The following is a 15479-nucleotide window of genomic DNA, read 5'->3' as shown; positions in this document are numbered from 1 at the left end:
AACGCCAACGGCGAGCCGGTATCGGTAACCGACCCCTTGCAGCAAACAACAGCCCAAACGCTCGACGGCCTGAGCCGCCCAGTTCGCACGACCCTGCCCGACAGCGCGAGCGTGACCACCGACTGGAACGCGTTGGACCAGCTCACGCGAGTCACCGACCCCAAGGGCGTGCAGACCGGCTACGAGCAGAACGCCTTGGGCGATGTGAAGCGCCAGACCAGCGCCGATGGCGGCAACGTCACCTACGAGCACGACGCCGCAGGCAACGTGATCGCAAGCACCGATGCCAAAGGCATCAAGACGGCAATCACCCGCGACGCCCTGGGCCGCCCCACAGAAATTCGCCACGGCAACGAACCCGCCCAACAGTTCGAGTGGGACAGCAACAAGACGGGGTATCTGGCCAGCATCAGCGACAAGACGGGTTCACTCGTCTTCGTGCGCGATGCGCAGGGCCGCATCACCAGCAAGACCTCCACCGTGCTGGACAACCCAGCCACGCCGAGCCGCTACACAGTGACCTACAGCTACGCAGCCGGAGAGCTCGCAGGCATGACCTACCCCAGCGGCCTTGCAGTGAGCTACCAACGCATGGCAGGCCGCATTACGGGAGTCACCGTGCGCGAGCCCGGCACCGCCCGCAAACCCAAGCCCACGATCCCGTTCATCAGCAGCCTCACGCACAACGCGCTCGGCCAGCCGCAATCATGGACGTGGGGCACGGGCGACACCGCAGCGCGCACATTCGACACCGATGGCCGCATGACGGCCACCGAGTTCTCAAGCTACGGCTACGACGCGGCAGGCCGCATCACCAGCATCACGCAAGAGTTGTGGGCACAACGCACCACGACGCTGGAGCTGTACCGCACGCCTTTGACCTGGACCGCTGGCTACGACAACCGTGACCGCCTCACTTCATTCACCCGGGCAGGCGCCAGCACCCACTACACCTACGACGCCAACTCCAACCGCCTTACGTCCATCGACAAGACCACCAGCGACACGGACATAGACGGCCAGTTCACCGAGCAAGACGCCGCCAGCACCACAAGCCACGTGTCTTTGATGGACGGCGACAGCAACCGCCTGCTGGGCTTCACGCAGACGCTCACCACCATGAGCAATGGCAAGGTCAAGAGCGTGGTGACGGCGCCGGTGAACTACATCGTCAACGCGAACGGATCAATGACCAGCGATGGCCTGCGAGAGTTCGACTACGACGCGGCCAACCGACTCGCCAAAGTGACCGTCAGCAAAGACGGCGAAGCCGCAAGAGTGGTCTATCTCACCAACGCGATGGGCCAACGGGTGTTCAAGAGCGTCACGCAAGCCGAACAAACGCTGCCCGATGAAACGACGCTGGACGCGGGCTTCATCGCCTGGCTCAAGAAATCGTTCGGCTGGCTGTTCACGACACCGACAACAACAGGTGCAGGCTTAGGCACGGCATACGTTTACGGCGATGGCCCCATCCCCGCCTGGGCGATGCTGGGCGAGTACGACAACGGAAGCGCAGTGGGCAAAGGTAGAACGGAGTACATCTGGCTGCCCACCCAAGACGGCCAGGCCATGCCAATGGGCATGTACCGTAACGGCAAGTTCTACGCCGTGCATGCAGATCACCTCGGCACTCCGAGACTGATCACGGACGAAGCGAACAAACCGGTGTGGCAATGGCCCTATTCAGCGTTCGGCAACAACACGCCAACGGGCGTGCTGCAGGCCACACCCAACCCCAAGCAAGCGCTGACGAATCAGCCGGTGCTGCTCAAGGCGAGCAAGCCGATTGAAATGAACCTGCGCTTCCCGGGGCAGTACTACGACGCGGAGACGGGGCTGTTCTACAACTGGAATCGTTATTACAACGACAAGGGTGGGCGGTACATTCAGAGCGACCTGATCGGGCTGGGAGGCGGAATGAACCGATTCGGCTATGTCGGTGGCAATCCTCTAAGCCGCATCGACACTGACGGAACGGTCATTTTCGTACCTGCTCTTGTGTGGTGGGGCGCAACCGCAGCAGGTGCCGCCGGCTGGGCGGTTTGGATGAGCACGGATTCGGGGAAAAGGGCCGTTTCTGATGCAGTGAAAGCGTTTGGGGACATGTGCGAGCCAACAGATCCATGTTCCGAAATTAGCCGTCAGATGCGCGATATTGCTGAGAAACTTAAGACCAAGATTTCGCAACAATTGCGCGACACCAACCATCTTTTTGAGCGCGCGTTTGAGCTGGGATCCAATCCTGGTGGAGATCTTGCCGGTAAGGGAACCTGGATGGGACACGATGCACAGATAACTGGGCTGAAGACCGGCCTTATGAGAAAGATCGGGGAAGCGCGAGCCCTCAACTGCCCAGTGCCGCCTGATCTCTTGGTTCTGGCGACGACACCCAACCCTTCTTCACCTCAAAGGTAAGAAATGATCAGTAATGAACTGGCGATCAGATTTATTGACAAGTTGTCCAAAGCGGCGGCATTGGACCGACAGTCAATTCAGTATGAAATTCAAGAGGAATGGCGTTTTCTATTGGTGTTGGTGCATGTTTCGTCAGCGACAGACACGCTTACGCTTAGACGAATACTTGAAAGCGCCCAACAAATTGCACAAGACTTACTGCCGTTCAGGGATAAAGAGTATTCGTGGATGGTGAACGTATTGCAGGACGGTGCAGTCGTTGACAGCGTCTTTGGCGGCAACCGATCTTCGCCGAGATCAGGGGAAATCTAGGAATGGCTTCGGGACTGATTCGAAACAGTCTTTGACAAGGCGCATACCGAGTTCTCAAGCTACGGCTACGACGCGGCAGGCCGCATCACCAGCATCACGCAAGAGCTGTGGGCGCAACGCACCACGACGCTGGAGCTGTACCGCACGCCCCTGACCTGGACTGCCGGCTACGACAACCGTGACCGCCTCACTTCATTCACCCGAGCAGGCGCCAGCAGCCACTACACCTACGACGCGAACTCCAACCGCCTCACGTCCATCGACAAGACCACCAGCGACACGGACATAGACGGCCAGTTCACCGAGCAGGACGCTGCCAGCACCACAAGCCAGGTGTCTTTGATGGACAGCGACAGCAACCGGTTGCTGGGCTTCACGCAGACGCTCACCACCATGAGCAATGGCAAGGTCAAGAGCGTGGTGACAGCGCCGGTGAACTACATCGTCAACGCGAACGGCTCGATGACCAGCGATGGCCTGCGCGAGTTCGACTACGACGCCGCTAATCGCCTCTCCAAAGTGACGGTCAGCAAAGACGGAGAAGCCGCGCGAGTGGTCTATCTGACCAACGCCATGGGCCAGCGCGTGTTCAAGAGCGTCACGCAGGCAGAGCAAACCCTTCCCGATGAAACGACGCTCGACGCGGGCTTCATCGCCTGGCTCAAGAAGTCGTTCGGCTGGCTGTTCACGACACCGACAACAACAGGTGCAGGCTTAGGCACGGCATACGTTTACGGCGATGGCCCCATCCCCGCCTGGGCGATGCTGGGCGAGTACGACAACGGAAGCGCAGTGGGCAAAGGTAGAACGGAGTACATCTGGCTGCCCACCCAAGACGGCCAGGCCATGCCAATGGGCATGTACCGTAACGGCAAGTTCTACGCCGTGCATGCAGATCACCTCGGCACTCCGAGACTGATCACGGACGAAGCGAACAAACCGGTGTGGCAATGGCCCTATTCAGCGTTCGGCAACAACACGCCAACGGGCGTGCTGCAGGCCACACCCAACCCCAAGCAAGCGCTGACGAATCAGCCGGTGCTGCTCAAGGCGAGCAAGCCGATTGAAATGAACCTGCGCTTCCCGGGGCAGTACTACGACGCGGAGACGGGGCTGTTCTACAACTGGAATCGTTATTACAACGACAAGGGTGGGCGGTACATTCAGAGCGACCTGATCGGGCTGGTCGGGGGGATGAGCCGGTTCGCCTATGTCGGCAGCAGGCCGCTGACGTATATAGATCCGGATGGACGGCAGGCGACTTTAGGAGCGAGACTCGGAGCTATGGGTGGATTCGCGCTAGGTGGCCCGCCTGGCGCTGTGGCCGGCAGTTTGCTGGGCTTCGGTGGCGGCCTTTTGCTCGGATACGGTCTTGACCGGATTTTCAATAGTCCAGAGCAGCCTCGTGGCTTGCCGCCTGACGGCGTCAAGCCGCCAATTCCTGAGGCAGATCAATGCAAGCCAGGGCCAGCCAGCCGGCCTTCGGAGCGTGACAAGGGCGGACAAAGCCTTTGGGATCCAAATGGCGGTGAATGGCGTTGGTTTCCCGGCGATAAGTGGCATAACCCTCATTGGGACTACAACCCCCATGAGGGCAAGAATTCTCCTTGGTCAAATGTTCCACATGGCGACCTGCCGCCCGTTAAGAAATGACTAACTGCAACATACACATTGGGCTTGCGGATTTCGCTGAGCCGACACTGCTGATTCTTGGAAATGTGGCATCGCTGAATTGGCTTGCTGATCGCATTGAATCTCGGCAGTCACTCGATCTAGCGGACGCTCCTTCTGCAAAGCTCCTGAACGTGGGTTTGAAACTTGAATCGACTGAGGGGGATGGCAGCTTCAGTCGGCAGGGTGCGAAATTCCTTTGGAAACTTTCGTCGTTGGAGTCGCGGAAATTTGCTGCGCAATTGCGTGCACTTGCAGCTAGTGAAGCACCGGCGCATGCATACTTGGATTCAATCACAAATGGAGCGGGCGTAGAGGTGGTTGCATCAAAGGGCGAATACACGGACGCTGTCTTTCTTCCGTGAACAGAAGAGTCATCCGCAATACGGCCCTATCTGTACTTTGGCTTTGTAGTGGTTGACACCATCGCTGGTCGTTTGCCACCTCCCCGCTTGAGTAGCCCCTAACGCCGCCGCGGCTTCAAGGTTGGCGTCTTGCCTATGGGAGTGGAGTCGGGGTCAGAGTCCGATTGTGTTCGCAGTGAGCTACCAGCGCACGGCGGGCTGTATCACTGGCCTGACCGTGCGCGAGCCAGGCACTGCGCGCAGGCCCAAGCCCTCGCTCCCCTTCTTCAGCAGCCCCGCGCACGACGCAGAAACTGCTGGCGGGTCTGGTCATCTGATGTTCAGACAGGCTGCCGGGTCCGCTGCGCCGCCATTGTTGCGGCCCACGCATCAAAGCCCGCGCGAACTTTCATTGGCGCGGCCGCTGCGCGCGTGAAACGATCAACGCATGCCCATCACTCATCTATTTCTCGCGCTCGCTGTCGTCTTTGTCTGGGGCACGAATTTCGTCGTCATTCACTGGGGGCTTGCTGAGTTTCCGCCGTTCGTGTTCGCGACGCTTCGCTTCACGCTCTCGACGCTGCCGTGGGTCTTCTTCATCCCCCGCCCGGCGGTGGGCTGGCGCACGCTCGCGCAGTTCGGCGTGTTGCTCGGGGCAGGGCAGTTCGGCTTGCTCTATCTCGCCATGCGCTCGGAAATCTCGCCGGGCCTTGCATCGCTGCTGATGCAAAGCCAGGTGTTCTTCACCATTGGCGCGGCGGTCGTGTTCCAGGGCGAGCGCATGAAGGCGCTGCAGGTTCCCGCCACGCTGATGGCAGTGGCCGGCGTTGCGCTGATCGGCTGGCACGGCATCGCAGGAGGCGGCGGCTCGATCACGGCGCTGGGCCTTGTGCTTGTGCTGTGCGCATCGGCGTCGTGGGCCGGGGCGAATATCGTTGCGCGCAGTGCCGGGCGTATCAACGCCCTGTCGTTCATGGTGTGGAGCAGCCCGTTCGCCGTACCGCCGCTTGCATTGCTCGCGCTGGCATTCGATGGCTGGCCGGCGATCGCGCAGTCGATCCCACAGGCGTCGCTCGCAGGCTGGTCCACCGTGCTTTGGCAGGCAATTGGCAACACGCTCTTTGGCTACGGCGTGTGGAACTGGCTGCTCGCGCGCCACCCCGCATCGACGATCACGCCGACGGCGCTGCTCGTTCCCGTGTTCGGCATGACTGCTTCGGCGTGGGTGCTGGGTGAGTCGCTCGACGCCTGGAAAGTCGGCGCTGCTGCGCTGGTGATGGGCGGGCTCGTGCTCAATCTGCTGGCAAGCAGGCCTTAACCGCGGCCCGCAAGGCGACTTCGACGAATGGCTCGCGCGGCTCGACAACAAGGTGCGCGAACTGCATGACAGGCAGGGCCGCACGGTGAGCATCATTGGCTGGAGCCTGGGCGGCATCTACGCCCGGGAAATCGCCAAGCGCGCGCCACAGCTGGTGCGCCACGTGGTCACGCTCGGATCGCCCTTTGGCGGTGTCGAGGCGAGCAATGCACAAACGGCGTTCAGGCTTCTCAATCGTGGCGGTGCGTCGATGACGCCTGCGATGCGCGCACGTTTGCGGCTCGATCCACCCGTGCCGGCGACGGCGATCTACAGCCGTACCGACGGCGTCGTGGCGTGGCGCTCGTGCATGTTGCAGGAGTCCGCGACCGCCCGCAATTTCGAGGTGAGCGGCGCGAGCCACTGCGGCATGGGCGTGCATCCGCAGGTGTTGCGCATTGTTGTCGATCGGCTGGCCGCCCTGTAGGACAACACCGCTTTCGGATCACTGCACGCCCGCGCGCCTGGGGGCGGCGGTTATCGTGGATGGCTCATTGCCCGTTCACGGATGCCCCTGCCACTGACTCCCGCCGCCGCGCTCGACGCACCGCTCGAGCAGCGCCTCCAGCTGCTGATCGAGGCAGTCGTGGACTACGCCATCCTGATCCTCACCCCCGAGGGCCTGATCAGCTCGTGGAACAGCGGCGCTGAAAAACTCAAGGGGTACACGCGCAAGGACGTCCTGGGCCGGCACATCTCGATGTTCTACGAACCCGACGCTGTTGCCCGGGCCTGGCCCGAGTTCGAGCTTCAGCAAGCCGTGCTGGCCGGACGATTCGAAGACGAAGGCTGGCGCGTGCGCAAGGATGGCTCGCGCTTCTGGGCCAACGTCGTCATCACTGCGGTCAAGGACGACACAGGTGCGCTCACCGGCTTCATCAAGATCACCCGCGACCTGACGGAGCGCCGCCGCCACGAAGAGGCCCTGCGTACCAGCGAAGAACGCTTCCGCCTGCTGGTCGAGAGCGTGCGCGACTACGGCATCTTCATGCTGGACACCGAAGGCTTCGTGCAGGGCTGGAACGCGGGCGCGCAGGCCATCAAGGGCTATACGGCCGAGGAGATTGTCGGGCGGCACTTCAGCAATTTCTACACACCTGAAGACAGGCTGGCGCGCAGGCCCGAGCGGGGGCTGGCCATTGCCCGGGAACAGGGCCGCGTGGAAGACGAAGGCTGGCGCGTGCGCAAGGATGGCACTGCCTTCTGGGCGAATGTGGTGATCACCGCGATTCGCAACGAGCGCGGCGAGTTGCTCGGGTTTGGCAAAGTCACGCGCGACATGACAGAGCGGCGCAAGCTGAGCGACCTCGAGGCGTCGAGCCGGCGCATGAATGAATTCCTGGCGATGCTGGCCCATGAACTGCGCAACCCGCTCGCGCCTATCCGCAACGCGGTATCGATCATGCGGCTGGAAAGCAATGTGAATCCGGTTGTTGCGAAGTCGCGTGACATCATCGACCGGCAGTTGACCCACATCACGCGGCTGGTGGATGACCTGCTCGATGTCGGCCGGCTGACCACCGGCAAGATCAAGCTGCGGCAGGCACCCACGGCGATGGCAGATGTGGTGGCGCGCAGTGTCGAGACGATGCGCCCCGTCATCGACGCGCACCATCACTCGCTGAAGATTTCCATGCCAGCCGAGCCGGTCTTCGTGAGTGGCGACCTCACGCGGCTCGCGCAGGTGATGCAGAACCTGCTGGCGAATGCCGCGCGCTACACGCCGGACGGCGGCATCATCGAAATCAGGGTCGAGCTGATGGACCAGTTCGTGGCGACATCCGTCATCGACAACGGCAGGGGCATTGACGCCGGCGAACTCGAAGCCATCTTCGAGCTGTTCCACCAGGGTGACAACGGCAAGTCGCCCACCGACAGTGGCCTGGGGATCGGCCTCACGCTTGCCCGCTCGCTGGTGGAACTGCACGGCGGCACGCTGGAGGCGAGCAGTGCCGGGCGGGGCCAGGGTTCTTCATTCCGGTTCCGCCTGCCGCTGGTGGTGGCTGACCTGGGCGCGGCGCCTGCGCCGCCAGAGGAGGAAGCTGCGGCGCCGCTGCGTGTACTGGTGGTGGACGACAACCGCGACGGCGCAGACAGCACCACCGACATGCTCCGCCTGCTGGGCCATGAGGCGCAGTGCGCCTATGGCGGCGCGCACGCCATCGGGATGGCAGCGCATTTCGCACCGGACGTGGTGCTGCTCGACCTGTCGATGCCCGGTATCGACGGCTTCGAAACGCTGCGCCAGTTGCGCGAATTGCCGGGCGCGCAGGGTGCCTTCATCGTCGCCATGACGGGTTACGGTGCGCAGCAGGACACCCGGCGCACCAGCGAAGCCGGATTCGATGCGCACCTGACCAAGCCTGCGCCACTGGAGGCGTTGATCGCACTGCTGGACCGCGTGCGCGTTTGACCGGGTCGCAGCCAGGTAGATCCGGCCTCGCGCATACTGCGCCCAGGAGAAAAAGCCATGGCGCAATTCGATCTGTTTGTCATTGGTGCGGGCAGTGCAGGCGTGCGTGCTGCGCGCATGGCCGCACAGCGCGGCGCGCGGGTGGCCGTGGCCGAGGCCGCGGCGTTGGGGGGTACCTGTGTGAATGTCGGCTGCGTGCCGAAAAAGCTCTATAGCTATGCCGCGCACTTCGCCGATGACTTTCGCGATGCAGCCGGCTTCGGCTGGCACCTGCCACCAGCGACGTTCGACTGGGCAGTGCTCAAGAAAAACCGCGCCGCCGAGATCACGCGGCTGAACGGCATCTACGAAAACCTGTTGACGGGCGCTGGCGCGCAGATCGTGACGGGGTGGGCCAGCGTTGTGGATGCGAACACGGTGCGCGTGCAGACGGCTGCGGGCGTCGAGTCGTTCAGCGCGAAGCACATCCTGATTGCCACAGGCGGCCAGCCGAGCGTGCCGCAGTTTCCTGGCCGTGAGTTCGTGGTGAGCTCTGACAGCATGTTCGACCTGGAGACCTTTCCACGCAGGTTGCTGGTGGTGGGCGGTGGCTACATCGCGTGCGAGTTCGCCTCAATCTTCAATGGCCTGGGCTCGCAGGTCACACAGTTGTATCGCGGCGAGCAGATCCTGCGCGGTTTTGACGACGAGGTGCGCGCTTTCATCGCGCAGGAGGTGCGCAAGCATGGCGTGGACCTGCGTGTTGGCAGCGATGTGCAGTCCGTCGAGAAGACTTCCAGCGGCCTGGTGGCCACGCTGGTCGACGGCAGCACGATCGAGGCAGACACCGTGCTTTATGCCACGGGGCGCGTGCCCAATGTCGCTGCGCTTGGCCTGGACAGCGTGGGGGTGGAGCGCGGTGCCAGTGGCGCCATCGTTGTCGATGAGCACTACGTCACTTCCGTGAAGTCGATTCTTGCGATTGGCGATGTGACGGCGCGCATGCAGCTCACGCCCGTTGCACTGGCCGAGGCCATGGTGGTGGTCGACCGGCTCTTCGGCGCAGGCAAGCGCGACATGAGTTACGAATTCATCTCGACGGCCGTGTTCACGCATCCGTCGATCGGCACTGTGGGCTATGGCGAGGCCCAGGCGCGCGAGACGTTCGGCCGCATCACGGTGTACCGCAGCGAGTTCAAGTCGCTCAAGCACACGTTGAGTGGCAGCAGCGAACGCACGCTCATGAAACTGATTGTGGAAGACGCAACGGATCGTGTTGTCGGCCTTCACATGGTGGGCGCCGATGCCGGTGAGGTGGTGCAGGGGTTTGCCGTGGCAATGAAGGCTGGTGCGACGAAGGCGGTGTTCGACTCGACGATTGGCATTCATCCGACGATGGCGGAGGAGTTTGTGACCATGCGTACGGCGGTTGTGTATTGAGTCTGGTGTTGCTCTTTGTTCGTGTCTGTTCTTGTCTGTCCGGTAAACCGCAAGGGTTTACGAGAACCTCAAACGACGCACCCCGCGCGTTGGAGTGATTGGGACGACACGGCCTCGGCGTCTGATCTGACAACGGTGGCTCGACAGTTGGGCTAACGTCGGCACGTGCCGTCCCGCAAGGAGAAATGAATGACTCGAATGATGACCCGACAGTTTGGAAGCGGCCTGCTGCGCTATCTGCTCCCCTTCCTGCTCGCGCTGGTGTCGCTAGGCGCATGGGCCGATCCGCCGATGCGCGTGGCGCGCATCTCTTACGTCACGGGTGACGCGAGCTTTTCGGTGGGCGGCGAACGTGACTGGGGTCGCGCGGTGGTCAACCGCCCGCTGATCACCGGCGACAAGCTCTGGGTGGACCGTGGCGCTCGTGCTGAACTGCAGCTGGGCTCCTCCGCCATTCGCCTGGGCAGCAACACCAGCATCGCGCTGCTCAACCTGGACGACCGCACCACGCAAATCCAGCTGACGCAAGGCGTGCTCAATGCCCGCGTGCGGCGACTGGACCGCGGCGAAGTGTTCGAGATCGCCACGCCCAACCTGGCCTATTCGATCCGCAAGCCGGGCATCTATCGCATCGAAGTCGATCCCCAAGGCGACTCGACCATGGTGCTGGTGCGGCAAGGCTCGGCGCAGGTGTACGGCGAAGGCCGCGCCTTCATGATCGGCGCCAACCGCGCCTACCGCTTCTACGACACCAACCTGCAGGACTTTGAAACCTTCGCGGTGCGTGCACCGGATGAGTTTGACCGCTGGAGCACCGACCGCGACCGCCGTTGGGACGCATCGCCCTCACGCAAGTTCGTCCCGGCCGACATGATCGGCTACGCCGACCTTGACGCGAACGGCACATGGCGCAAAGTGCCCGAGTACGGCAACGTGTGGATTCCCACTCGTGTTGCAGCTGACTGGGCACCCTATCGCGACGGCCATTGGTCGTGGGTCGAGCCGTGGGGCTGGACGTGGATCGACGATGCACCGTGGGGCTTCGCGCCTTCGCACTACGGACGCTGGGCCCGTGTGAGCAACACGTGGGCCTGGGTGCCCGGCCCCGTCGCGCAGCGCCCGGTTTACGCGCCCGCGCTGGTTGCATTCATCGGCACTGGCTCGCCGCAAGGCGGTGGCGGCACAGTGGCCTGGGTTCCCCTGGGGCCGCGCGAGGTCTACCGCCCGGCGTACACGTCAAGCCGCGAGTACTTCTACCGCATCAACAACGGCGCCGACCGCAATTTTGTCGAGCGCTCCTATGTGCAGCGCGCAGAACCGCCGCCGCGCTACGCCAACCAGCAGATCGCTGGCGCCGTGATCGGCATGCTCGCCTCCGCCTTTGCGCAATCGAAACCCGTGCAGCGCGAGACCGTTCGGATCGCGCCGGATATCGCGCAGCGTGCGCAAGCGTTGAATGTGGCTCCCGTGGCTCCGCAGCGCGCGAGCGTCGTGGGCGCGGCGCCGAGCGACACCCGCCCGCCGCCGCGTCGCATCGAGCGCCCGGTGGTCGCGCAGACGGCACCGCCGCCACCGCCCGTGTCGTTCGAAGCAAAGCTCAATGCGCTGACTCGCAATGCGGGCAGGCCGCTCGACGCAGCGGCTGTGGCTGCCATCAGGCCGGCGGCGCCCGCGAGCGCGCCGCAAGTCACAGTCGTGAAGGCGGCAGAGCCGGTGACTGCGCCGGCGTCGTCTGCCGCCCGCCCGCCAGGTGGCGGTCCGCGCAGTGCTGCTTCAGGCATGGGGCGCCCCGGCGGCCCCGGCTTGCCGCCGCCCGTGGCACCAGCACCGCCTGCTGCGCCAGCACCAGCAGCCACGCCGACGCCGCCTGCTGCTCTCACACCGCCTGCTGCATCTGCACTGGTGCCGCGTCCTGCACCTGCGCCGGCAGCACCTGCGCCCACCGCATCGGCTCGCGTCGCTCCTGCGCCGGTGGCGCCGCCAGCGCCCGTCCTCGCGCCACGGCCTGTGCCCGCACCTCCTGCGGCGACACCGCCCGCAGCCACACCCCCCGCAGTGTCCCCGCCCGTTGCAGCGCCCGTTGCACCGGCGCCTGCCCGCGGAGCTTCCGCGCGGCCCGGCAGTGAGCGCGGACAGCGTGGCAACGACCTGCGCGATGCAGTGGATGAGCAGCGGGCACGTGATGGCCGCCGGCCTGCCGCGCCTGGTGCCACAGCACCAGCTGCTACCCCGCCAGCGCCGGCCGCAACACCGGCACCGCCTGCACCGGTTGCTGCGCCAGCACCGGCGGCCCGTCCTGTGCCGGCCGCGCCCGCACCGGTGCAGCCCGCCCCGCCACCCGTTGTGCGCCCTGCGCCAGCGGCCCCGGCTGCAGCCACCGCGCCGGCGCCAGGCCCGCGTCCGCAAGTCACGCCGCCCGCAGCGCCTTCAGCACCTGCCGCGCCCGCTGCGGATGCGCGTGGCGATCGCGCGCAGCCGGGCGGTGCGCGGCCGCGAGCGCAGGACGCCAGCGAGCCGGCGAGCGGTCGCCGTGGTCGTCGTGGTGAAGAAGAGCAGAACCGCAAGCCTTGACCGGATGCGCTGGTAGAGCTGTCCGCGATTGCGCTGGCAGCTCAGCGTTCTCCAGCTAGCGCTCATGGGCGCCAAGCCGATATGCTCGGCGCCCATGACGTATCTCCTCGCACTCGACCAGGGCACTTCCTCATCGCGCAGCATCGTCTTCGATGCGCAGGGCCGCGTTGTCTCGCAGGCGCAGCAGGAGCTGCCGCAGATCTACCCGCAACCCGGCTGGGTCGAGCATGACCCGATGGAGATCTGGCGCGGCCAGCTCGCCACGGCGCAGCAGGCGCTGGCCAACGCGAAGCTCAAGGCGTCTGACGTGCGTGCCATCGGCATCACCAACCAGCGCGAGACCACGGTGGTGTGGAACCGCAAGACCGGCTTGCCCATTCACAACGCGATCGTCTGGCAGGACAGGCGTGGCGAGCCCATGTGCGCGCAGTTGCGCGCGCAAGGCCATGCAGACCTGATCCGATCGCGCACGGGGCTGATCGTCGACTCTTATTTCTCGGGCACCAAGATCCGCTGGCTGCTCGACAACGTGGCTGGTGCGCGCGAGCAGGCGCAGCGCGGTGAACTCGCTTTCGGCACCATCGACAGCTGGCTCATGTGGCAGCTGACGCAAGGTGCCGTGCATGCAACTGATGTGTCCAACGCGTCACGCACCATGCTCTTTGACGTGCACACCAACGAATGGAGCGCGCAGCTGCTCGACGTGATGGGTGTGCCCGCGTCGATGATGCCCAAGGTGATGGCGTCGAGTGCGCACTATGGCGAGACAACGGCGTCGCTGCTCGGCGCGCCGGTGATGATCGGTGGCGTGGCGGGCGACCAGCAGGCAGCCCTGTTCGGCCAGGCCTGCTTCACCGAAGGCATGGCCAAGAACACGTATGGCACGGGCTGCTTCATGCTGATGCATACCGGCTCGAAATTCCAGCTCTCGACCAACGGCCTGCTGACCACGAGCGCCGCGCAGGTCACGCCGCGCACTGAATTCGCAACGGAGGGAAGCGTGTTTGTCGGTGGCGCTGTGGTGCAGTGGCTGCGCGACGGCCTGCGCGCCATCGAGGGCAGCGGGCAAGTGCAGTCGCTGGCTGAATCTGTCCCCGACTCTGGCGGTGTGATGCTCGTGCCCGCGTTCACCGGGCTCGGCGCGCCTTACTGGCGGCCCGACGCACGCGGCACGATCACGGGCCTGACGCGTGGCACGACTGTCGCACACATCGCGCGCGCCGCGCTCGAGAGCATCGCGTACCAGAGCTGCGCGTTGCTGCAGGCGATGAGCCGCGATGCAGTGGCGGCAGGCGCCGCGCCGGTGAGCGAGTTGCGAGTCGACGGTGGCGCCTGCGTCAACGACTTGCTCATGCAGTTCCAGGCCGACTTGCTCGGCATCCCCGTCGTGCGGCCCGCCGTCACGGAGACTACAGCGCTGGGCGCGGCGTACCTCGCGGGGCTTGCTGCAGGCGTGTTTCGCAACACGCAAGAGCTCGCTGCGCTCTGGCAGGCACAGCGGCGCTTCATGCCCGCGCTGTCGCGTGGCGACGCTGCCGGCTTGATGGATCGCTGGGAGCATGCAGTGCGGCAGACGACGGCTGCTTGAGCGACTCTCGCAAGTGCGCTTGGGCCAGCTTTGCACGCTGCGCCAGCTGTCGCAAAATAAAGCTTTACTCATCCAGGAAGACCCGGCCATGAAACGTGCTTTCTTCATCGCAGCTGCCATCACGGCATTCACCACCACTGCCTTTGCGCAAACCATGAAGCCGGGCCTGTGGGAGGTCAATAACAAGATGAGTGCCGGCGCCGGCAGCGAGATGGACCAGAAGATGGCGCAGGCGCGCGAAGCAATGAAGAGCATGCCACCCGAGCAGCGCAAGATGATGGAAGACGCCATGGCGCAGCGCGGCGTCAAGATGGGCGAGGGCGGCCCCGGCAATATCAGCGTGAAGGTCTGCATGACCAAGGAGATGGTCGAGCGCGACCAGATGCCGACGCAGCGCAGCGGCGACTGCACCACCACCAGGCAATCGCGCAGCGGCAACACCATGAACATGGCTTTCACGTGTACCAACCCGCCTTCCAGTGGCGAAGGCACCTTCACCTTCAACAGCTCCGAGGCCTACAGCATGAAGATGCTGATGAACACGGCTGTTGAAGGCAAGCCCACGAAGATGACCATGGAAGGCACGGGCAAGTGGCTGGGCGCTGACTGCGGCAGCGTCAAGCCCATGGTGATGCCGAAGAAGTAGGGCGGACTGGCGAGCGCTCTTTACCGCTTGCCAAAAATCGCGGTGCCGACGCGTACCATCGTGCTGCCCGCGGCAATCGCGGCCTCCAGGTCGCCCGTCATGCCCATCGACAGCGTGTCGATGTCCAAGCCCATCTGCCGCAGCTCGTCGAACAACGCTCGTGCTTTCAGGTGCACGGCCTTTTGCGCTTCGAAGTCGGGCGCGGGGTCGGGAATGGTCATGAGGCCGCGCAAATGCAGGCGCGGCAGCTGCGCGATTTGCCTTGCAAGCGCCAGCACTTCGCCGGGCGCAACACCGGACTTCGTCGCGCCCGCATCAACATTCACCTGGATGCAGACCTGAAGTTCAGGCAGGCTCTCGGGGCGTTGTTGCGACAGGCGTTCGGCAATCTTCAGCCGGTCCACCGTGTGGGCCCAGCTGAAGTTTTCAGCGACGAGGCGGGTCTTGTTGCTCTGGATCGGGCCAATGCAATGCCATTCGACCGGCAGGTCGCGCAGCAGGGCCATCTTCTCGACAGCTTCCTGGATGTAGTTCTCGCCAAAGGCGCGCTGGCCACCCGCGAAGGCTTCACGCACGGCCTCGGGGCCGAAAGTTTTTGAAACAGCGAGCAGCGTGACGTGCGTCACGGGGCGCCCGGCAGCAAGGCAGGCTGCGGCGATGCGCTCGCGAACCCGCTGGAGATTGCCTTCAATCGTGGTCATAATCATTCGGTCGAGCTGACACGCTTCGCGCGCAGCTCA

11 protein-coding genes are annotated in these 15479 nt (G+C 64.1%); 10 read left to right on the top strand and 1 reads right to left on the bottom strand.

Going from position 1 to position 15479, the window contains the following annotated elements:
• Window positions 1–111: 111 nt before the first annotated feature.
• From GHT07_RS19400 to GHT07_RS19355, 10 genes are all read left to right on the top strand, one after another.
• Window positions 112–2418, top strand: coding sequence for an RHS repeat-associated core domain-containing protein (locus GHT07_RS19400; protein WP_456151241.1), 2307 nt, complete (start codon window positions 112–114; stop codon window positions 2416–2418).
• Between the two features lie 3 nt (window positions 2419–2421).
• Window positions 2422–2730 (top strand): hypothetical protein, encoded by a 309-nt coding sequence (locus tag GHT07_RS19395; RefSeq protein WP_153586756.1) that lies wholly within the window; start codon window positions 2422–2424, stop codon window positions 2728–2730.
• A gap of 342 nt (window positions 2731–3072) precedes the next feature.
• Window positions 3073–4383, top strand: a complete 1311-nt coding sequence (locus GHT07_RS19390) for an RHS repeat domain-containing protein (RefSeq protein ID WP_153586755.1) — start codon at window positions 3073–3075, stop codon at window positions 4381–4383.
• 810 nt (window positions 4384–5193) lie between these two features.
• Entirely contained in the window at window positions 5194–6063 is an 870-nt protein-coding gene (locus tag GHT07_RS19385; RefSeq protein WP_153586754.1) for an EamA family transporter, read from the top strand.
• Window positions 6041–6529, top strand: coding sequence for an alpha/beta hydrolase (locus GHT07_RS19380; RefSeq protein WP_323741023.1), 489 nt, complete (start codon window positions 6041–6043; stop codon window positions 6527–6529). Before GHT07_RS19385 ends, GHT07_RS19380 begins: the two co-directional genes overlap by 23 nt.
• An 81-nt stretch (window positions 6530–6610) precedes the next feature.
• On the top strand, window positions 6611–8515 hold the full coding sequence (locus tag GHT07_RS19375) for a PAS domain-containing hybrid sensor histidine kinase/response regulator (RefSeq protein WP_153586752.1): 1905 nt from the start codon (window positions 6611–6613) through the stop codon (window positions 8513–8515).
• Window positions 8516–8572: 57 nt separating this feature from the next.
• Window positions 8573–9934 carry a glutathione-disulfide reductase gene (gene gorA, locus GHT07_RS19370; protein WP_153586751.1) on the top strand — a complete coding sequence of 454 codons (1362 nt, stop codon included), beginning with the start codon at window positions 8573–8575 and terminating at the stop codon, window positions 9932–9934.
• A gap of 189 nt (window positions 9935–10123) precedes the next feature.
• Complete coding sequence (locus GHT07_RS19365; protein WP_153586750.1) at window positions 10124–12505, top strand: DUF6600 domain-containing protein; 2382 nt, start codon at window positions 10124–10126, stop codon at window positions 12503–12505.
• Between the two features lie 94 nt (window positions 12506–12599).
• The gene (gene glpK, locus GHT07_RS19360; RefSeq protein WP_153586749.1) at window positions 12600–14093 is read left to right on the top strand and encodes a glycerol kinase GlpK; all 1494 of its coding nucleotides are present in this window, start codon (window positions 12600–12602) and stop codon (window positions 14091–14093) included.
• An 88-nt stretch (window positions 14094–14181) separates the two neighbouring features.
• Window positions 14182–14739 (top strand): DUF3617 domain-containing protein, encoded by a 558-nt coding sequence (locus tag GHT07_RS19355; RefSeq protein WP_153586748.1) that lies wholly within the window; start codon window positions 14182–14184, stop codon window positions 14737–14739.
• A gap of 20 nt (window positions 14740–14759) precedes the next feature.
• On the opposite strand, the gene GHT07_RS19350 is transcribed toward GHT07_RS19355, so the two are convergent.
• A complete protein-coding gene (locus GHT07_RS19350) occupies window positions 14760–15440 on the bottom strand; it encodes a YggS family pyridoxal phosphate-dependent enzyme (protein WP_153586747.1) in 681 nt (226 codons plus the stop codon).
• Window positions 15441–15479 lie beyond the last annotated feature (39 nt).

It is taken from the genome of Caenimonas koreensis DSM 17982 (assembly GCF_009646335.1).
Taxonomy (GTDB): Bacteria; Pseudomonadota; Gammaproteobacteria; order Burkholderiales; family Burkholderiaceae_C; genus Ramlibacter; species Ramlibacter koreensis.
This window is presented reverse-complemented; position numbering and strand designations above follow the sequence as displayed.